The 17,542-nt window shown below is 63.6% G+C and carries 18 protein-coding genes and 1 tRNA gene; 9 read left to right on the top strand and 10 right to left on the bottom strand.

Annotated features, from left to right (window positions below):
- Nucleotides 1-153 precede the first annotated feature (153 nt).
- From egtD to PAN31108_RS26340, 3 genes are all read right to left on the bottom strand, one after another.
- On the bottom strand, nt 154-1,143 hold the full coding sequence (egtD, locus tag PAN31108_RS09545; protein WP_150668629.1) for an L-histidine N(alpha)-methyltransferase: 990 nt from the start codon (nt 1,141-1,143) through the stop codon (nt 154-156).
- Complete coding sequence (gene egtB, locus PAN31108_RS09540; RefSeq protein ID WP_370819614.1) at nt 1,143-2,393, bottom strand: ergothioneine biosynthesis protein EgtB; 1,251 nt, start codon at nt 2,391-2,393, stop codon at nt 1,143-1,145. Before egtB ends, egtD begins: the two co-directional genes overlap by 1 nt.
- A gap of 796 nt (nt 2,394-3,189) precedes the next feature.
- Nucleotides 3,190-3,399, bottom strand: coding sequence for a hypothetical protein (locus PAN31108_RS26340; protein WP_174994912.1), 210 nt, complete (start codon nt 3,397-3,399; stop codon nt 3,190-3,192).
- Nucleotides 3,400-3,491: 92 nt separating this feature from the next.
- On the opposite strand from PAN31108_RS26340, the gene PAN31108_RS09530 reads away from it, so the two are divergent.
- The 3 genes from PAN31108_RS09530 to PAN31108_RS09520 all read left to right on the top strand — a co-directional run bounded on the left by PAN31108_RS09530 (nt 3,492) and on the right by PAN31108_RS09520 (nt 6,016).
- A tRNA-Leu gene (locus PAN31108_RS09530) sits at nt 3,492-3,576 on the top strand.
- 708 nt (nt 3,577-4,284) lie between these two features.
- Entirely contained in the window at nt 4,285-4,908 is a 624-nt protein-coding gene (locus PAN31108_RS09525; protein WP_246183877.1) for a superoxide dismutase, read from the top strand.
- Between the two features lie 277 nt (nt 4,909-5,185).
- On the top strand, nt 5,186-6,016 hold the full coding sequence (locus PAN31108_RS09520; protein WP_150668625.1) for an HAD-IIB family hydrolase: 831 nt from the start codon (nt 5,186-5,188) through the stop codon (nt 6,014-6,016).
- Here the strand turns inward: PAN31108_RS09520 and PAN31108_RS09515 are convergent.
- The 5 genes from PAN31108_RS09515 to PAN31108_RS09495 all read right to left on the bottom strand — a co-directional run bounded on the left by PAN31108_RS09515 (nt 5,995) and on the right by PAN31108_RS09495 (nt 9,724).
- Nucleotides 5,995-6,483 (bottom strand): c-type cytochrome, encoded by a 489-nt coding sequence (locus PAN31108_RS09515; RefSeq protein WP_150668624.1) that lies wholly within the window; start codon nt 6,481-6,483, stop codon nt 5,995-5,997. The two genes, PAN31108_RS09520 and PAN31108_RS09515, sit on opposite strands and share 22 nt — an antisense overlap.
- Nucleotides 6,484-6,676: 193 nt before the next feature.
- A complete protein-coding gene (locus PAN31108_RS09510; RefSeq protein ID WP_150668623.1) occupies nt 6,677-7,474 on the bottom strand; it encodes a transporter substrate-binding domain-containing protein in 798 nt (265 codons plus the stop codon).
- Between the two features lie 99 nt (nt 7,475-7,573).
- Nucleotides 7,574-8,302 (bottom strand): amino acid ABC transporter ATP-binding protein, encoded by a 729-nt coding sequence (locus PAN31108_RS09505; protein WP_150668622.1) that lies wholly within the window; start codon nt 8,300-8,302, stop codon nt 7,574-7,576.
- Nucleotides 8,286-8,939: an amino acid ABC transporter permease gene (locus tag PAN31108_RS09500; protein WP_150668621.1), complete on the bottom strand. Its 654-nt coding sequence runs from the start codon at nt 8,937-8,939 to the stop codon at nt 8,286-8,288. The genes PAN31108_RS09505 and PAN31108_RS09500 overlap by 17 nt, the downstream gene beginning before the upstream one ends.
- The gene (locus PAN31108_RS09495) at nt 8,936-9,724 is read right to left on the bottom strand and encodes an amino acid ABC transporter permease (protein WP_150668620.1); all 789 of its coding nucleotides are present in this window, start codon (nt 9,722-9,724) and stop codon (nt 8,936-8,938) included. Before PAN31108_RS09495 ends, PAN31108_RS09500 begins: the two co-directional genes overlap by 4 nt.
- 433 nt (nt 9,725-10,157) lie before the next feature.
- Here PAN31108_RS09495 and PAN31108_RS09490 point away from each other — a divergent pair, with 433 nt between their 5' ends.
- The 6 genes from PAN31108_RS09490 to ubiA all read left to right on the top strand — a co-directional run bounded on the left by PAN31108_RS09490 (nt 10,158) and on the right by ubiA (nt 15,558).
- Nucleotides 10,158-10,619: an Lrp/AsnC family transcriptional regulator gene (locus PAN31108_RS09490; RefSeq protein ID WP_150668619.1), complete on the top strand. Its 462-nt coding sequence runs from the start codon at nt 10,158-10,160 to the stop codon at nt 10,617-10,619.
- A gap of 464 nt (nt 10,620-11,083) precedes the next feature.
- Nucleotides 11,084-11,713, top strand: coding sequence for an iron transporter (locus PAN31108_RS09485; RefSeq protein ID WP_150668618.1), 630 nt, complete (start codon nt 11,084-11,086; stop codon nt 11,711-11,713).
- A 96-nt stretch (nt 11,714-11,809) separates the two neighbouring features.
- On the top strand, nt 11,810-12,133 hold the full coding sequence (locus PAN31108_RS09480; protein ID WP_246183875.1) for a cupredoxin domain-containing protein: 324 nt from the start codon (nt 11,810-11,812) through the stop codon (nt 12,131-12,133).
- A gap of 59 nt (nt 12,134-12,192) precedes the next feature.
- Nucleotides 12,193-13,029: an FTR1 family iron permease gene (locus tag PAN31108_RS09475; RefSeq protein WP_150668616.1), complete on the top strand. Its 837-nt coding sequence runs from the start codon at nt 12,193-12,195 to the stop codon at nt 13,027-13,029.
- Between the two features lie 135 nt (nt 13,030-13,164).
- Nucleotides 13,165-14,559, top strand: a complete 1,395-nt coding sequence (locus tag PAN31108_RS09470; RefSeq protein ID WP_174994911.1) for a 4Fe-4S binding protein — start codon at nt 13,165-13,167, stop codon at nt 14,557-14,559.
- A 132-nt stretch (nt 14,560-14,691) separates the two neighbouring features.
- Nucleotides 14,692-15,558: a 4-hydroxybenzoate octaprenyltransferase gene (gene ubiA / locus PAN31108_RS09465; protein ID WP_150668615.1), complete on the top strand. Its 867-nt coding sequence runs from the start codon at nt 14,692-14,694 to the stop codon at nt 15,556-15,558.
- Between the two features lie 153 nt (nt 15,559-15,711).
- Here ubiA and proC read toward each other — a convergent pair whose 3' ends face one another.
- The gene (gene proC, locus PAN31108_RS09460; RefSeq protein WP_150668614.1) at nt 15,712-16,524 is read right to left on the bottom strand and encodes a pyrroline-5-carboxylate reductase; all 813 of its coding nucleotides are present in this window, start codon (nt 16,522-16,524) and stop codon (nt 15,712-15,714) included.
- 165 nt (nt 16,525-16,689) lie between these two features.
- A complete protein-coding gene (locus tag PAN31108_RS09455; RefSeq protein ID WP_150668613.1) occupies nt 16,690-17,403 on the bottom strand; it encodes a YggS family pyridoxal phosphate-dependent enzyme in 714 nt (237 codons plus the stop codon).
- Nucleotides 17,404-17,542 lie beyond the last annotated feature (139 nt).

The following is a 17,542-nucleotide window of genomic DNA, read 5'->3' as shown; positions in this document are numbered from 1 at the left end:
TGCCTTGTGCAGGCGACGTGAGATGGTGCTCAGGCGCGGCTGAAACATCACGAGGACGACATCGGGAGGTCCGGTGTCATCCTCGTTTTGGCTGGCGATTTGGCTAGCGATTTGGCAGGCGAACTGGCTTGCCCTCAGGCGAGGGTGACGGACTCACGCGCTGGCGGGGCGCAGCAAATAGACCGCGAAGCGCGAGCGGGCGTCCAGCCAGACGCGCTCGACGTCCCAGCCGGCAGAGTTCGCGAGTGCGCGGAATTCCGTCTGTCCGTATTTGTAGGAGTTCTCAGTATGGATCGACTCGCCGGCGGTGAAGCGAAAGCATTTGCCGAGCACCGTGGCCGTGAAGGGGCGCTGTGCGACGAGATGCATCTCGATGCGGCTCGCACCGGCATTGAAGCGGGCTTCGTGCCGAAAGGCGTCGAGCGGCAGATCGCCGCCAAGCTCGCGGTTGATGCGCACGAGCACGTTCAGATCGAACTGAGCGGTCACGCCGCGCGCATCGTCGTAAGCGGGCAGCAGTACGGCGGGGTCTTTGCAGGCGTCGACACCGACGACCATATGGCGGCGCGGGCCGAGCATCTTGCCCACATGGGCGAGGAATGCGGCGGCCTGCGCGGGGGCGAAATTGCCGATCGTCGAGCCGGGAAAGAAGCCGAGGCGTGTGCCTTGCGTGTTCTGCAACTGTGGCGGCAGATGGAACGGGCGTGTGAAGTCGGCCCGCACCGGCAGCATCGGAATGCCGGGGCAGCGGCGCGCGAGCGCGGCAACGGCGTCGTCGAGAAAGTCGTCGGCGATGTCCACGGGCACGTAGGCGCGCGGTGTGACGAGCGCGTCGAGCAGCAACGGGGTCTTGCGGCTGGAGCCGCTGCCGAATTCGACGACGACGGCATCCGGGCCGATGACGTCCGCGATGGCGGCGGCACATTCCCCGAGCAGCGCGGTTTCGGTGCGCGTCTGGTAGTACTCGTCCAGTCCGGTGATTTCCTCGAAGAGCTCGCTGCCGCGCTGATCGTAGAGCCACACGCTGGGCAGCGTCTTGGGGGTATGGCCGAGGCCGGCGAGCACGTCGGTGGCGAAGGCGTTCTCCGGCAGTGACGGACACACGAACGCCGTAGCTTGATTGGATTGTGTGGCTTGCAACATCAACGGTCCTCCGCGAGCCTCAGGCCGCAGAACTGCCAGCGCTGATGCGGGTAGAAGAAGTTACGGTACGTGGCGCGTGCGTGTCCCGGCGGCGTGGCGAGCGAGCCGCCGCGCAGCACGAATTGTCCGCACATGAATTTGCCGTTGTACTCGCCGACGGCCCCCGATGCCGTCCGAAATCCCGGATAGGCGATGTACGGACTGGCCGTCCATTGCCATACCGGGCCAAAGCGTTGCTCCATCGTTTGTTGCGCGGGTGACGATACGTTGGCCGCCACTTCCCATTCTTGTTCCGTCGGCAGACGCTTGCCCGCCCAGCGGGCGAAGGCGTCCGCTTCGAAATAGCTCACGTGCTGCACCGGGGCGTCGTCGTCCACGGGCTGCATGCCGGCGAGCGTCATCGATTGCCATTCGCCGTTGTGCAATTCCCAGTAAAGCGGATGTCCCCAGCCTTCGCGTTGTACCGTCGCCCATCCATCGGAGAGCCAGAGTCCCGCCATGCGGTAGCCGCCGTCTTCGATAAATGCGCGCCATTCGCCGTTCGTCACCACACGCGAGGCGATGGCGAAGGGGCGCAACAGCACGTCGTGAGCGGGGGTTTCGCAATCGAAGGCAAAGTGCCCGCCCGCGTGGCTGGCGTCGCCCGGATGCCCGATGCGATGCTGTCCGCCATCGTGCTCGATCCATTGCAGCGGCGCGCGGGCATGCAACGTATTGGACGGTTGGCGATGGGCCGGACGTAACGGGTTCTGCGCGAACAGGTGCAGCAAATCCGTATGCATCAACTCCTGATGCTGCTCTTCGTGATGCAGGCCGAGGGTGATGAGCGCGATGGTATCCGGCGCGAGATCGGCGTGCAGCAGCCGGTCGTGCATCGCGGCGTCGACGTGGCGGCGGTAAGCCAGCACTTCGTCGAGCGTGGGGCGCGAGAGCAGGCCGCGTTGGGGGCGCGGATGACGCGGACCGGCGGCCTCGTAGTACGAGTTGAAGAGGTAGGCGAAGCGGGGATCGTAGGGACGATATCGCCCGCCGGCCGCCGCGCTGGATTCCGCGAGCAGAAACGTCTCGAAAAACCAGGTCGTATGTGCGAGATGCCACTTGATGGGACTCGCGTCGGGCATCGACTGCACGGTGGCGTCGGCATCCGAGAGGCCGTGCGCGAACGCCACCGATGCGGCGCGAACGGCATCGAACCGGTCGTGCAGGGGCGCGGGCGTGGATGCGGCAATGGATGCGGGCGAAGATGCCAGCGCTGGCGACCCGTCGCGGGCGACCTGCGGGCGGGTGGCGTTGGTTGAGGCGCCGCGGGGCGCGTCGGCTTGTGACGTACAACAGGGGACGGTCATGTGGATTCCCGGGGGACACACCGTGTTGTGAAACGTGCTGCCTATTGTAGACCTGTGGACCTGTCGTCGGGGAGTGACATACACCACCGGTGAGCGTCGGGTGTGTGACGGTTCGTAACGGGGGTTGACGGGGGGGGGGGACGGGGGTGACGAGGGTTGACGGGCGGGCGGGGGGAGGCAGGGGGAGGGCGGGCGAGGGGGATCGTCCGACTACGTCAACGCCCCGGTGATGCCAAGCAGGCTGCCGCCCGCGATGAGCCGGAGCGGGTTCACCGGGTTCGTCGGGTTCACCAGGTACGCAGCGTGATGACGACGGCGATCGGCGTCACCGGGCCGCGCGCGATATTGATATCGTTTTCCCGCACGCGTCACGGAAGCGACGCCGGAGGCCGGTGACGCGATTGGCGACGTTGGGGCCGGGCAGGCGTTGAGCGAGCGGGAGCAATTCAGCAAATTCCCGATCGGTGAGTCAGCGACGCGGCTCGACCGCCATCCGACGTGCCCGGGGCCGCACACCGCCGGAGCCGGCGGCGCCGATGCCGAAGGCGAGCGCGAGGTCCCGGCAAGTGGCAGGCCAGACGGGGATGGGGGAATGGCGGGCGAATTGAGGGCGAATGGAGGGAGGTAGGTAGGGGGAGGGCGGCGTGCGGCGAGGACGCCTCGGCAGCTGAGATGTCGGGGGAATCGGATACGCGGGGCGTCACGATTGCCCGTTGCCGGCGGGGTTATGCCCGTGGATTTCGTGTTCGAGGCGGACGACTTCCTGCGCGACGAGCGCGATCGCGTTACGGATTTCCATGAGCGCGGTGTAGAGGGCTTGCGCGTTCTGGGGGGATTGCATGGCGACGTCGCGAGCGGCAGATTCGATGGCGTCGAGCGACAGGGCGATGCGGTCGAGATTCTCCAGCATGGATCGATCTCCGTTGACGCGCACAGTGCGTGCATACCCCCATGATACCCAACTGACGTATTCCGGTGGGGGATGTTAGAATGCGTGCCCTTGCCGGGGTGATGAAATTGGTAAACATAGCGGACTTAAAATCCGCCGCCTTCGGGCTTGCCGGTTCAAGTCCGGTCCCCGGTACCAGCCTTACGCGATTTTTGCCGCATCCTCCGCTCGACCGACGCCTTCCTTGTCGGTCCGCAGGCGGCCACGCGATCCTTTCGATCGACGGATGGCCGTTTTCACATGTGGCGCACGTCGCAGCGCCACCGTTCATCCGCTCGATGAATCTCCCTCGCTTCAGTCGATGCTCTCGACCTCCGGCAACCGCCACAGATCGTCGACGCATGGCTTTTGCGGCTCGTAGCGCCCGCAGCGGTCAGTTGAATTTTCGCTGTGGATCGGTCGGCACCCCCTCGGCCTTCTTCCGTAGCGGCGTTTTGCGACTGAGGCCGCGGTCGATGGGGCCGTCAGGGCGCTTCACGATGCCCTCCGCCCTCGTGTCGACGGCGGGCATTTTTCGGATGACGGTTTCGATCGCCTGCCGATAGCATCCCGATACCTGCAGGGCAACGCGAACTCGCCGGCGCGAATATCGACGGAAAAAATTTTACGACACGTGGAATATCCGCCGGCATCAGGTCGTTCTGTGAGTGAGAGGGCACTGCGGTTGTCCCTCACCCTCCCCCTAACGAAACGGAATTGATCATGTCTCAAACGCTCCTGTCCCGCCGTCAGATGCTCACCAGCGGATCGCTCGGCGGTGCCGCGCTCGTCATGTCGAACCTGGCTTTCGCGCAGCCGCCGTCGTACCCGCCGAAGAAGGCCGCCAGAAAGCTCGATGAAGCCGCGCTGCTCGCCTATCTCGGCGCATCGCCGCAGTCGCTGCCCAATCTGCCCTACGCGCAGGATGCACTCGAACCCGTCATCTCCGCCCGCACCGTCAGCATCCACTACGGCAAACACCATCAGGCTTACTTCACGAATCTGCACAAGCTCCTCGCCGACACGCCGCTCGCCAACGCCACGCTCGAACAACTCATTCTGAAGTCGCACGGCCGTGAGGACATGGAAGACGTCTTCAACAACGCTGCACAAGCGTGGAATCACAACTTCTACTGGAAGTCGCTGAGCCCCGTGCAGACGCAGCCGGACGAACGCCTGAGCAATGCCATCGTCGCGAAGTTCGGTTCGGTCGAAGCGCTGTCCAAGCAACTGCTGTCGGTCTCCGCGTCGCAGTTCGGCAGCGGCTGGGGATGGCTCGTCGTCGACGACAAACACGAACTGGCCGTGGTGAAGACAGGCAATGCGGAAACACCGTTCACCCGTAACGGCCAACTACCGCTGCTGACGGTCGACGTGTGGGAGCACGCGTATTACCTCGATTATCAGAATCGCCGCCCGGACTATCTCGCCGAGACGATTGCCAAGAAGTTGAACTGGACGTTCGCTTCGCAGAATTACGCGCGGATCTGAGCGTCGCCCGACGCAGCACAGGTGCGAGAAACACCCAATCCCCGACTCAAGCCCCAATGCATTGGGGCTCGGGTATTGGGGCGTGCGCCATCGCAGGGGGATGCGAACCGCCAGGCACGCCAACGCGCATCGCATCCAATCACGTCTGTGGCGCTCACGCCGCCATGTCACACGGCTGCGCGCCATGACGACGATCGAATATGCATATGTGCAATTCGACTAAGCCGGTCTCCGGTCGCATCGCATAATCGAAGGCTCTTCGCGCTTATCGATCGCCATGCAGCCGCTGTCTCTCGCCCCCGCCAATGAATTTGCGTCCGTCAGATACGTACTCACGGACATGGACGAAACGCTCACCTATCGGGGGCGTTTGCCCGCGCAGACCTACGACGCGCTGGCGCGTCTCGAAGCGGCGGGAATTCGTGTCATTCCCGTTACCGCAGCGCCTGCCGGATGGTGCGATCAGATGGCGCGGATGTGGCCCGTCGACGGTGTGATTGCGGAGAACGGCGGACTGTTCCTGCGCAGGCGTGCAGACGGGCATCGCGTGGAAAGACACTTCTGGCACTCGCCTGACGAGATCGACAGCGCGCGGGAACAACGTCAGTCGATTGCAAGCGCCGTCGTGCGTCTCGTGCCGCAAGCGGAGCATGCAGACGACCAGCTGTTTCGATTGACGAGCCTCGCCTATCGTCGCACCGGCACGGATCTCGACCGGCGTATTCTCGACGCGCTGACGCAGGCCGGGGCCAATGCCACCATCAACAACCTCTGGGTGCTCGGCTGGGTCGGCGGATACGACAAACTTGCCATGTCGCTGCGAATCCTCCACGACGTCTACGGCATCGATGCAGACGCCGCTACCCACGTCATCGCTTATTCCGGCGATTCCACCAACGACGCACCCATGTTCGGTTACTTCCGGCACACGGCCGGTGTGAGCACGGTGATCGACTATCTACCGCAATTGCCGGTGCCCCCGCGCTGGATCACGCAAGGTCCCGGCGGCGCCGGATTCGTCGAATTTGCCGACGCGATTTTCGCATCGCGTGCATCGTCCCACGGCGTGGAATCGCGCGATGCGAATCACTTGAACGTACGGAGATAGGCGATCAGTTCTGCGACCTTGCGCTCGTTGCCGATGCCCCAGAAGCGCATTTTCGTACCGGGGACCGTGTTACCCGGGTTGGCGATGAAGGCGGCGAGCGTCTTGTCATCCCATACGAGGCCGGATTGCTTCATGGCCGTCGAGTATTCGAAGTCTTTCAGGCTGCCCGCGCGACGTGTGGCCAGACCATTGAGCTGGGGCCCGAAGCCCGAGGCCGCCATCGGTCCCACGGCGTGGCACGATGCGCAGCGCGACGCGAACAGCGCCTTGCCGGCTTCGATGTCGCCGACGGCGAGCGCCGGCGCTGCCAGCGCCGATGCCGTTAGCGCGAGCGCACCGGCACGCAGGCGAACGGCGAAGCGGTAAGGCGGACAGCAGGATGCCCGGAGTGATGCCCGCAGAGATGCCCGCAGAGATGCCCGGAGTAATCCCTGGGGAGATGCCAGTAGCGCGCGCAAAGCCTTCATGGGGAGATGTATGCAGGATGTGATGCCGATGAGGATGGCGACAGCAATTTGCTAACTTACCCCTTTCCGCGCCGGACTGCCAGTAAAGACATCGACAAAAAAGGCCGTCCCTGCCGATGCCGGGACGGCCTGTCGCGATGTCGCTATCGGCCCTACGGTGGCTACGTGTGATCCACGCGCCTTATCTCAATGCTTATGCGCCGCCCTTGGTCACGCTCTCCGGCAGATCGCGGCCATGGTACTTCTTGTAGATCTCGTTGAGCTTGCCGTTCTTCAGATTGGTCTTGACCCAGTTGTTGACCCAGTCCTTCAGGCCCGGCTGGTTCTTGTTCATCGCGATGCCCAGATCGAATTCCTTCTGCGCGAACTTCAGTTCGAGGTTCTTGCCCGGCGCGCGCTTCTGCATTTCGCCGAGGTTCGACGGCGTGCTCGAGAAAATGTCGACCTGCCCCGTCACCATGGACGTGATCAGCGTGGCGTCGTCTTCGTAACGCACGATCTGCGCCCCCTTGGCGTTCGCCGTGGTGAGCGTGTCGTTGACGGTGGCACGCGTGAGACCGATGCGCTTGCCTTCCAGATCGGCGTAGCCCTTGATGTTCATGCTCTTCGGAGCGCCCACGATGATCGAGATCACGGCGTAGGGGATCGAGAAGTCGACCACTTGTGCGCGTTCCGGCGTGATCGACAGGTCGGCCACGACGATGTCGGCGCGATTCGCCTGCAACGTCGGCACGCGTGCGGCGTTCGTCACGGACACGATGTCGAGCTTCACGCCCAGATCCTTGGCGAGCAGTTCAGCCGTCTCGACGTCCGAGCCGACCGGCTTCAGATTGGCGTCGGCATACGAATACAGCGGCGTGCCCATCGCGATTGCCACGCGAATCTTGCCGGCCTTTTTGATGTCGTCCAGCTGATCGGCGAATGCGGCGTGCGCCATCACGCCGAGCGCCACGGCGGCACAGGCTTGGGTCAGGAACGTCTTGAGTTTCATGCAAAGGTCTCCTTCGATTAATGGTTGTCTAGCGATGCGAGCGCGTCGGGGCGCGCGGGTCAAAGCGTTCGGGCGTGCGCCGATCTACCGATCCACCGGTTACAGGCCATTCGCCAGAAATGCGCGCAGTTCGGGCGTCTTGGGGTTGTCGAGCATCTCGCCCGGGCCGACCTCCCACACCTTGCCCTGATGCATGTAGATGATCTGATCGGCCACGCGTTTGGCGAACGCCATTTCGTGCGTGACGAGCAGCATCGTCATGCCGTCGGCGGCGAGGTCTTCCATCACGCGCAGGACTTCGCCTGTGAGTTGCGGGTCGAGTGCGGACGTCACTTCGTCGAACAGCATGACCTTCGGCGACATGGCGAGCGAGCGGGCAATCGCCACACGCTGTTGCTGACCGCCGGAGAGTTGTTCGGGATAGCTGTCCGCCTTGTCGGAGAGGCCGACCTGCGCGAGCACGCGTTTGGCGACGTCTTCCGCTTCGCTGCGGGCCATGCGCTTGACGTGACGCAGCGCCAGCATGATGTTCTCGCGCACGCTCAGATGCGGGAACAGGTTGTAGCTCTGGAACACGATGCCGACTTCGCGACGCAACTGATGCAGGTCGATGGAGGGATCTTCCACACGAATGCCACACACTTCGATGGAGCCTTCGTCGATGCTCTCCAGACGATCGATGCAACGCAAGGCCGTGCTCTTGCCCGAGCCGCTGGCGCCGATGATCGCCACCATCTGACCGCGCTCCACTTCGAACGACACGCCCTTGAGCACAGGGTTGTCGCCGAAGCGCTTGTGAATCTCTTTGACCTTAACGATTGCCGACATTGAGCCTGTCCTCCAGTGATGCGCTCCAGCGCGAGAGCGGGTAGCACAGCACGAAATAAAACACCCCCACCAGCGAGAAGACGAGGAAGGGCTGGAAAATCGAGTTGTTGATGATTTGTCCGGCGCGCGTGAGTTCGACGAAGCCGATGACCGATGCGAGCGACGTCATCTTGATGATCTGCACCAGAAAGCCGATGGTCGGGGGCAGCGACAGACGCACTGCCTGCGGGATGATCACGAGCCGCAGCGTCTGCCAGCGCGAGAACGACAGACACTCCGCCGCCTCCCATTGCGCACGCGGCATCGCTTCCACGCAGCCGCGCCAGATGTCGCCGAGGTACGCGCTCGTGTAGACCATGAGCGCCAGCGCGGCCGCCACGATCGACGGCAGCTCGAAGCCGTACACCGACAGGCCGAAGTAGACGATGAACAGCAGAATCAGCAGCGGAATGCCCTGAATCGCTTCGATAAAAACCTGCGTAGGCAGGCGCAGCCAGCGACGTGGAGAAATGCGTCCGAGCATCACCAGAAAGCCGCCGGCCATGCCGAGCACGAAGGCGAGCGCAGAGAGCACCAGCGTCCAGCCGATGGACTGCACCATGTAGCCAAGATAGGTGAGCGAGAAATTGCCGATCATGAAGCGCTCCGTTGCGCGGTGTTGCCCGCCGACGTGCCGGAGGCGTTCGTATTCCCGTTGCGCGCCGCGGCGGCACGCCGGCGTGCGGCTTGCGCGGTTTGCGCGGCGGCGCGTCGCACCGTGCGGCGGCGCTTGAAGAAGTATTCACCGGCGGCCCACGCCACGAGCTTCACCAGCAGCGAGAGTGCGAGGTAGAGCGCGGCCACGACGATGTACGTTTCGAGCGAACGGAACGTATCCGACTGCACGGTGTTGGCCACGGCCGTAAGTTCTTCGGCGGAAATCTGCGAGGCGATGGCCGAGGCCTGCATCATCAGAATGAACTGCGTGGTGAGCGACGGGTATACCTTCTCGATAGACGGTTGCAGCATCACATGCCACGCGATGCGCCACTTCGACAGCCCCAGACACTCGGCCGCTTCGATCTGACCGCGCGGCACCGATTCGAGGCCGGCGCGGATGATCTCCGCAGCGTAGGCGCCGATGTTGATCACCATGGCGAGCACGGAGGCGGTGAACGTCGGCAAATGCACGCCCATGCTGGCGAGGCCGAAGTACAGGAGGAAGATCTGAACGAGGAACGGCGTGTTGCGAACCGATTCGATATAAATGCCGCACAGACGCGACAGCCAGCGATGGCGGCTGCGCTTGGCAAACGCAACCAGCGTGCCGAGAGCCGTGCCGATGACGACCGAGAACACGGTCATCTTCAGCGTGAGCCATGCGCCTTCAAGGAAAACTGGCCAGTAAGGAACCAGCGGGGCGAAATTCAACGAGAAATGCATGGCAAACGCCTGTCTCCGGTGACGTTCGGGGCCGACGCGCCAGGCAGCCATCGTTGCGGTCATGACATCCGCTGTCGCCGTGGTGGGTCTTTCTTGTACGTCGTCATATAAGTGATGTGATTTTGCGCATCGCCCCTTGGCGTTGTCAATAGCCATCGCTTGGGGGGATACCCTTGGCTATGGCCTTGATAGGACAAGGGTCAAAGGCCGTTTTCCACCGGGAGGCGGGACGCCAGAGGCTGCGTGAGGCGCCCTCAACGATGGGTTGATGGATGGGCGTTCCGGACCCTTGTCATCGTATCTCTTGCTGTGAGACATCGGTGCGCCGGGACGCCGACGTCGCGGGGCGGCATCGCTCTATAATCAGCGCTTGCCCGCGCGACCCGTGCGGCCGATGCGACCGATGCGCTCGACTCCAACTTCCCGATATCCGATGACGCTCCTTGCGACCGCGCTCGACGAACTCGACCGTAATCTGCTCGCCCTGCTGCGGGTGAATGCCCGTGAGAGCACGGCCAATCTCGCGCGGCGACTGGGGGTGGCCCGCACGACGGTCGTCGCGCGCATCGGGCGACTCGAACAGGCCGGCGTGATCGCCGGCTACACGGTCCGGCTGGGGCAGGACGCCGTCGGCGGTGGCTTGCAGGCGTGCGTGGGCATCAGCGTGCAGCCCCGCTCGGGGCGCGACGTGCTGCGCCGGCTGAACAAGATGCCCGAGATCCATCTGCTGTGTTCCGTGAGCGGCGAGTTCGACTATGTCGCGTGGCTGCACGCCGCGTCCGCCGATCAGCTCGATGCCCTGCTCGACACCATCGGCGAGATCGACGGGGTCACGCGTACGACGACGTCCGTCGTACTGGCTCGCAAGATCGACCGGGGCGGTGTGCTGCCTTGACCTCCCGCCTCCTGATTCAAGCCCGCTGACCCCAACCCCCCTGACCCGAGGCCTCCGCTAAAGGAGGCTTGTCGCCTCCGAGCCTAATTCGTTACTAAGCATCGCCGGTTAAGGTGCCGCCCCCGATGTCGCGGCATTGGGGGAGGCCGTTGCCCTCCCATGACGTCAGGCCTTGTGCAGGGCATGTTCGGGGCAGCTACGCGAAAAGGGACTGTCGTGTTGGGCCTGATCGGTACGTAAATTGTCCGAGGCGCGCATCCGGTAATTTTCCGTAACCGGCGGCTAAGAATCCGCCGCCAAGGGCTGCGCGCCCCCGCCAGCGCTCGCGCAACGTTCAAACCACCATCGAATTTCCCAATTCCTTCCGTGTTTCCTTGACTTCGCCGGTTTGTCTGGCTTTGGCGATAGTGCTAAACTTATTGAGAATTGTTTGCATTAACTTCTCGACCAATATTGGAGTGTGTATGCGCGTGACATCCCTCGCGGCGGCGGTATTGCTTGCCGGTGTGGCCACCCTGGCTCAGGCTGCTGAGTATCCCATCGGCAAACCGCTGAATACGGCGGGCATGGAAATCAACACGGTGTACCTCCAGCCGATCACGATGGAGCCGGCCGGCATGATGCGCGACGCCGCCAAGTCGGACATCCATCTGGAAGCCGACATTCACGCGATCAAGAACAACCCGAACGGTTACGCCGAAGGCGACTGGATTCCGGGTCTCGAAATCACCTACAAGCTCCAGAAGATGAAGTCGGACGGCAAGACGCCGGACGGCCCGGTCGTGGAAGGCCTGATGATGCCGATGGTGGCGAGCGACGGCCCGCACTACGGCGATAACGTCAAGCTCAACGGCGTGGGCAAGTACCAACTGACGATGGTCATCAATGCACCGGGTACGCTCAAGGAATTCGGTTGCCTGGTCGACAAGAACGCCAAGCCGATGGCCGTCGGCCATATGGATCATGGCGGCGCGGGACCGTGGTGCTTCGGCCGTCACGTCGACAAGGAAACCGGCGTGGGCGCATGGTTCAAGCCCATCACCAAGGTCGTCGATTTCACTTTCGCGAACGTCGGCAAGAAGGGTGGCTACTGAGCCGGGTTAATCTGATGCAGCGTTGGTCTGCCGACCAGCGCTGTTTTCATTTGGAGCACAAGGATGATTCAGCGCATCGCGCGCCTGCTGGCCACGATGACGGCCCTGGTGGCGACCTTGTTCGCATTGGCAGGCCCCTCGCTCGCCCGTGCCGACGACTTGCCCACCTTCAAGCTGGAAATGAACAACGGCAAACTCAATCCGGCGCGTATCGAAGTGCCGGCCGGCAAGCGCATCAAGATCGAGGTGCATAACACCGGAACGAACGCCGTCGAGTTCGAAAGTCTGCAACTGCGCAAGGAAAAGGTGCTCGCACCGGGCGCGCAGTCGTTTGTCGTGATCGCTCCGCTGCAACCGGGCGAGTACAAGTTTTTCGACGACTTCCATCAACAGGCGCAAGGCGTGATCGTCGCCAGGTAAGCCGGTCGCAGGGCGTTTCAGTCACACCGTAGTACACGCATTACAAAAGGAATTACTCGATGGGTCAGGTCATGTTCATCGTCTGGCGCGAAAGCGTCGAGGCATTGCTGGTCGTCGGCATTCTTCATGCCTGGCTGGCCAATCCGGATCACGGTGCCAAGCGTGGCCTGCCCTATCTGTGGGCCGGTGTCGCCCTCGGTATTGCGGCGGCGGTCGGTCTGGGCGCCGCGCTCGTCGGCTTCACGGAAGTGCTTTCGGGCGACGCGCAGGATTACTTCCAGACCGCCATGGTGCTCGTCGCGTGCGTGCTGATCGTGCAGATGGTCTTCTGGATGAAGCGCAACGGGCGCACGCTCAAGCGCGACATGGAGTCCTCGCTCAAGAAGAACCACGATCAGGGCACCTGGTGGGGCGTGCTCGTGCTGGTCGCGCTGGCGATTGCCCGCGAAGGCAGCGAGACCGCCATCTTCCTCTACGGGCTGGGCTTCGGTCAGGAGGGCAGCGTGCCGATGTCGATGTGGCTCGCCGTTGCGATCGGCTTCGTGCTCGCGCTCGTCACGTTCTGGCTGCTGCAATTGGGCGGCAAGATTTTTTCGTGGCGTCTGTTCTTCCGCGTCACGGAAATCATGCTGCTGTTCCTGGCCGCCGGCTTGCTGGAGTCGGGCCTGGATCGTCTGATCTCGCTCGAACTCGTGCCGACGCTGGTCGACCAACTGTGGGATACTTCCGCGATTCTGGATGACGCGAGTTCGTTCGGCAGCCTCGTGGCTACACTGACCGGGTACCGTGCGCATCCGTCCGGTATGAACTTGTTGGTGTATGCCGTGTACTGGCTGTTCATGTGGGCGCTGCTCAAGCGCGCCGGCACGCCAGCCAAACAGGTCAAACCCGCCTGAGCGCAGCAAGGCAGCATGCGGCGCCGGGCGGCGATCCCGCCCGGTGCACACAACGGACTGAACGGACGCGCAACACACGAGATCCGTCAGCCCGCAAGGTAATCCCCCGACGCAAGACCGACGTAAGAACCCAGCATGAGTATCGCGATCACTGTCCCGAACCGACTGGCCCGACTGGGCCTTTGGATGCAACGCCACGGCAAACTCATTCGTGGCGTGCAGTGGGGCATCGTGCTGGTTTATGCGTTTCTGATCTGCGTGCCCGTCGTGATGCCGCTGCCGGACGAGACGGCGCACATCCTGAACAACCTCACCGTCTTCGCGCAGTTCACGTTCTGGGGCATCTGGTGGCCGTTCGTGCTCATCAGCATGGTGCTCATGGGGCGTGTCTGGTGCGGCGTGCTGTGTCCCGAGGGCACACTCTCCGAATTCGCCAGCCGTCATGGCAAAGGTCGCGCAATTCCTCGCTGGATGCGTTGGGGCGGCTGGCCGTTCGTCGCCTTCGCCGGGACCACGCTGTACGGTCAGATGGTCAGCGTCTACCAGTACCCGAAAGCCGTGTTGCTGGTGCTGGGCGGCTCGACCATCGGCGCCATGGTGATCGGTTACTTCTACGGACGCGACAAGCGCGTGTGGTGCAAGTACCTGTGCCCGGTCAACGGCGTGTTCTCGCTGCTGGCGCGTCTCGCGCCGTTCCACTTCAAGGTCAATGAAGACGCCTGGCGTCAGTCGTACAACGCCAGAGGTCACAAGATCATCCCGATCAATTGCGCGCCGCTCGTGCCGTTGCGCAATATGAAGGGCGGCGCGCAGTGCCATATGTGCGGCCGCTGCGCGGGGCATCGCGACGCCATCGCGCTCACCGGCCGCTCGCCCAGCGAAGAAATCGTGAAGTACGGCGCGACCGAGAACAACAGCCTCTGGGACAGCGTGCTGGTCAACTTCGGCCTGCTCGGTGTGGCTATCGGCGCATTCCACTGGACGGTGAACCCCTGGTTCGTCGCGACCAAGACGGCGTTGGCCACGTGGCTGATCGACCGCGACATCATGTGGCCGTTCGAGACGAATGCGCCGTGGTTCATCTTCACCAACTATCCCGAACAGAGCGACGTTTTCACCTGGCTCGACGGCGCCATGGTCGTCACGTACATCCTCGGCAACGGTGTGCTGCTCGGACTGGCTTTCACGGCCATCTTCGCGCTGGCCAACCGGGCGATGGGCACGTGGGAAACGTCGCGCTTCAACCACCTGGTGCAGTCGCTGATTCCGATTGCCGGCGCCGGCGTATTCATCGGTCTGTCGGCCACGACGGTCAGCCTGTTGCGCGCCGAGCATCTGCCGATTTACTGGGCCAACGACGTGCGCGCCACCATTCTCGCGCTGACGACCTTGTGGAGCCTCTGGCTCGGCTGGCGCGTGACGGGGCGGCATGCAACCTCGCCCGTGCGGCGTCTGGCCGGCATGGCCGGGATCGTGGCGGCGCTGGCGCTCGTCAACTGGCTCTGGCTGTTGATGTTCTGGATCTGGTAACTCTGGTAACGGAAACGTCACCGCGCACGCGCGGATCGCCGGGCATCCTCTGTCGGCCGGTCGATTGGCGGGCACACGTTGCGTGGCCTACAATGTCGCCACACGTCTTACCGCCTTCCGGGCTTCCTCGTCATGTTGCTCGCTCAACGTCTTCCGCTGTACTTCCGCCTCGTTCGTCTGGACAAGCCGATCGGCACCGTGCTGCTGCTGTGGCCGACGCTCTCGGCGCTGTGGATTGCGTCCAACGGGCATCCCGACCCGCTGCTGTTCGCGATCTTCACGCTCGGCACGTTCCTCATGCGCTCGGCGGGCTGCGCCATCAACGATTACGCCGACCGCGACTTCGATAAGTACGTCAAACGCACGAAAGAGCGTCCGATCACCTCGGGACGTATTCGCGCGTGGGAAGCGGTTGCCGTGGCCGCCACGCTCGCGCTCGTCAGCTTTCTGCTGATCCTGCCGCTCAATGCGCTGACCAAGTGGCTCTCGATCCCGGCGTTGTTCGTGGCGGGCACTTATCCGTTCACCAAACGCTTTTTCGCGTTGCCGCAGGCGTATCTTGGGGTAGCGTTCGGCTTCGGCATTCCGATGGCATTTGCCGCCGTGCAGAATCAGGTGCCGGCGCTCGCGTGGGTGTTGCTGCTCTCGAACGTGTTCTGGTCGCTCGCCTATGACACCGAGTACGCGATGGTCGATCGCGACGACGATCTGAAGATCGGCATCAAGACGTCGGCGATCACGTTCGGTCGTTTCGACGTGCTGGCCGTCATGCTCTGTTACGTCGGTGCGCTCGGTATTCAGGCGCTGGTCGGCGCGTATCTCGGCTTTGGCTGGCCGTTCTGGCTCGGGATGGGCGTCGCCGTGAGTTTCGCCATCTATCACTACTTCCTGATCCGTGGCCGCGAGCGTATGCCCTGTTTCGCCGCGTTCCGTCACAACAACTGGCTCGGCGCGGCGGTCTTCGCGGGGATTGCCGGGCACTATTTGCTGAGCGCTTAAGAACGCTCAAGGACGCTTAAGAACGCTTAAGGACGTGGGAGGGCGGCGCTCAGGGCGTCGGGGCGCGCGCAGCGACGCCGTTGTGCAGCGTCGAAGATGTCGTGCAAAGGCTCACGCCGACATCGCCCGAAGCGATGCCGGCGCGTCGGGCGATCAGGCGTCGCCCAGTTCGTCGCCGAGTTCCTTGGCGCGATGGTTGGCTGCCTTGACGCCGCGCACGATGGCGTCCTTGATGGCGTCCTTTTCGAACGAACTCAGTGCCGCGAAAGTCGTACCGCCCTTGGACGTCACACGATCGCGCAGCACGCTGGCCGGCTCGGTCGAGTCCGCCGCGAGTTGCGATGCCCCGGTGAACGTGGCGATGGCGAGCCGCCGCCCCTGCTCGGACGAGAAGCCCAGTTCCTGCGCGGCCTGCTCCAGCGCTTCGATGAAGTAGAAGACATACGCCGGGCCACTGCCCGAGATGGCCGTGACGGCGTCGAGCTGGGACTCTTTCTCGACCCATACGATTTCGCCGGCGGCGCTCAGCACCGTCTCTGCGCGCTTGCGCTGATCGGAGTCCACGCCGGAGAGCGCGATCAGACCGGTGATGCCCTTGCCGATGAGTGCCGGCGTGTTCGGCATGCAACGCACGATCTGGTTATGACCGCCGAGCCAGCGGGCCAGATCCGACGCACGAATCCCCGCTGCGATGCTGATGACCAGTTGGCCGTTCAGATGCGGCTGGAGGGCTTGCGCGACATCCTTGAGCACTTGCGGTTTGACGGCCAGCACGAGCGTGTCGTAGTCGCGCAGGCGATCGTTGGGGGCGCTCGCGGTCTCGATGCCGTGATCCCTGACGAGGCCGTCGCGGGTCGATTCGTTGACGTCAATGGCGAGAATGTCGCGCGGGGCCGTGCCGCGTTTGACAAGTCCGCCGATCAAGGCGTTGGCCATGTTGCCGCCGCCGATGAATGCAATTCTCATAACCATCCCTTTGCGTTGCGTGTGTCGTTACTCGTTACGGTTGCTGCTGCCCTGGTGGCTGGTCCATGCCAGCGGGGGCTCGTGGGGGCGCGCCCCGGCTCGCTTACCCTGGCTGGTTTGCGCGAATGCCCGGACGCCACTTGCGCCCCTCGTGACGTGCCGTGATCATGCCCGTGAGCCGTAATCCCGCGCGCCGAAAATCGCGGTGCCGATGCGCACCATTGTCGCACCCTCGGCCACCGCCGCCTCCAGGTCCCCCGACATGCCCATCGAGAGCGTGTCGAGCGCCAGACCGTCGGCGCGCAGGGCGTCGAACAGTTCGCGCACGGCCCTGAAAGGCTCGCGCTGGCGGGCCGGGTCGTCCTCGGGTTCGGGAATCGCCATGAGGCCGCGCAGCGTCAGATTCGGCAGCGCCGCGATAGCGCGGGCGACCGCGGGGGCTTCGTCCGGTGTCACGCCGCTTTTGCTGGCCTCGCCGCTGATGTTGATCTGCAGGCAGACCTGCAAGGCAGGCAGATGCGTCGGGCGCTGGGCGCTCAGGCGTTCCGCGATCTTGAGCCGGTCCACGGAATGCACCCAGTCGAAATGCTCGGCGACCGGACGCGTCTTGTTGCTTTGCAGCGGTCCGATGAAATGCCATTCCAACGCTTCGCCACCGACCGTCGCATCGCTCAGGGCGGTGATCTTGTCGAGCGCTTCCTGCACGTAGTTCTCACCGAATGCCCGTTGGCCGGCGGCGACTGCGTCGCGTACGGCATCGGCGCCGAATGTCTTGGAGACGGCGAGCAGACGGACGCTGCCTGCCGTTCGTCCGGCAGCGGCGGTGGCGCGGGTGATTCGGGAGAGGACGTCGTCGAGGTGTGCAGCGATGGGCGACATGGAGCGGATTTGGCAGAGTCGGGCTGGGGAATGCGGTTTTGCGGTTTTTGGCGCTGTTTTTGCTGCGGTTTTTGCGGTTTTGCAGTGCCGCGGTATCACGGTTTCGCGGCATCGGCACGCTGTCGTCTACCCAGCGTAC

The organism is Pandoraea anhela, from assembly GCF_902459655.1.
In the GTDB taxonomy this organism is placed as follows: domain Bacteria; phylum Pseudomonadota; class Gammaproteobacteria; order Burkholderiales; family Burkholderiaceae; genus Pandoraea; species Pandoraea anhela.
Note: the sequence above shows the minus strand (reverse complement) of the source record. Positions and strands in the feature narration are given on the sequence as shown.

Excerpts from the sequence above, each read along its gene's own strand:
- PAN31108_RS09475 (WP_150668616.1), top strand. The coding sequence starts at position 12,193 with ATGGGTCAGGTCATGTTCATCGTCTGGCGCGAAAGCGTCGAGGCATTG.
- PAN31108_RS09500 (WP_150668621.1), bottom strand. The coding sequence starts at position 8,939 with ATGATCGGCAATTTCTCGCTCACCTATCTTGGCTACATGGTGCAGTCC.
- PAN31108_RS09455 (WP_150668613.1), bottom strand. The coding sequence starts at position 17,403 with ATGTCGCCCATCGCTGCACACCTCGACGACGTCCTCTCCCGAATCACC.
- PAN31108_RS09505 (WP_150668622.1), bottom strand. The coding sequence starts at position 8,302 with ATGTCGGCAATCGTTAAGGTCAAAGAGATTCACAAGCGCTTCGGCGAC.
- PAN31108_RS09520 (WP_150668625.1), top strand. The coding sequence starts at position 5,186 with ATGCAGCCGCTGTCTCTCGCCCCCGCCAATGAATTTGCGTCCGTCAGA.
- PAN31108_RS09515 (WP_150668624.1), bottom strand. The coding sequence starts at position 6,483 with ATGAAGGCTTTGCGCGCGCTACTGGCATCTCCCCAGGGATTACTCCGG.
- egtD (WP_150668629.1), bottom strand. The coding sequence starts at position 1,143 with ATGTTGCAAGCCACACAATCCAATCAAGCTACGGCGTTCGTGTGTCCG.
- ubiA (WP_150668615.1), top strand. The coding sequence starts at position 14,692 with ATGTTGCTCGCTCAACGTCTTCCGCTGTACTTCCGCCTCGTTCGTCTG.
- PAN31108_RS09470 (WP_174994911.1), top strand. The coding sequence starts at position 13,165 with ATGAGTATCGCGATCACTGTCCCGAACCGACTGGCCCGACTGGGCCTT.
- PAN31108_RS09495 (WP_150668620.1), bottom strand. The coding sequence starts at position 9,724 with ATGCATTTCTCGTTGAATTTCGCCCCGCTGGTTCCTTACTGGCCAGTT.
- PAN31108_RS09490 (WP_150668619.1), top strand. The coding sequence starts at position 10,158 with ATGACGCTCCTTGCGACCGCGCTCGACGAACTCGACCGTAATCTGCTC.
- PAN31108_RS26340 (WP_174994912.1), bottom strand. The coding sequence starts at position 3,399 with ATGCTGGAGAATCTCGACCGCATCGCCCTGTCGCTCGACGCCATCGAA.
- proC (WP_150668614.1), bottom strand. The coding sequence starts at position 16,524 with ATGAGAATTGCATTCATCGGCGGCGGCAACATGGCCAACGCCTTGATC.
- PAN31108_RS09485 (WP_150668618.1), top strand. The coding sequence starts at position 11,084 with ATGCGCGTGACATCCCTCGCGGCGGCGGTATTGCTTGCCGGTGTGGCC.
- PAN31108_RS09480 (WP_246183875.1), top strand. The coding sequence starts at position 11,810 with ATGACGGCCCTGGTGGCGACCTTGTTCGCATTGGCAGGCCCCTCGCTC.
- PAN31108_RS09510 (WP_150668623.1), bottom strand. The coding sequence starts at position 7,474 with ATGAAACTCAAGACGTTCCTGACCCAAGCCTGTGCCGCCGTGGCGCTC.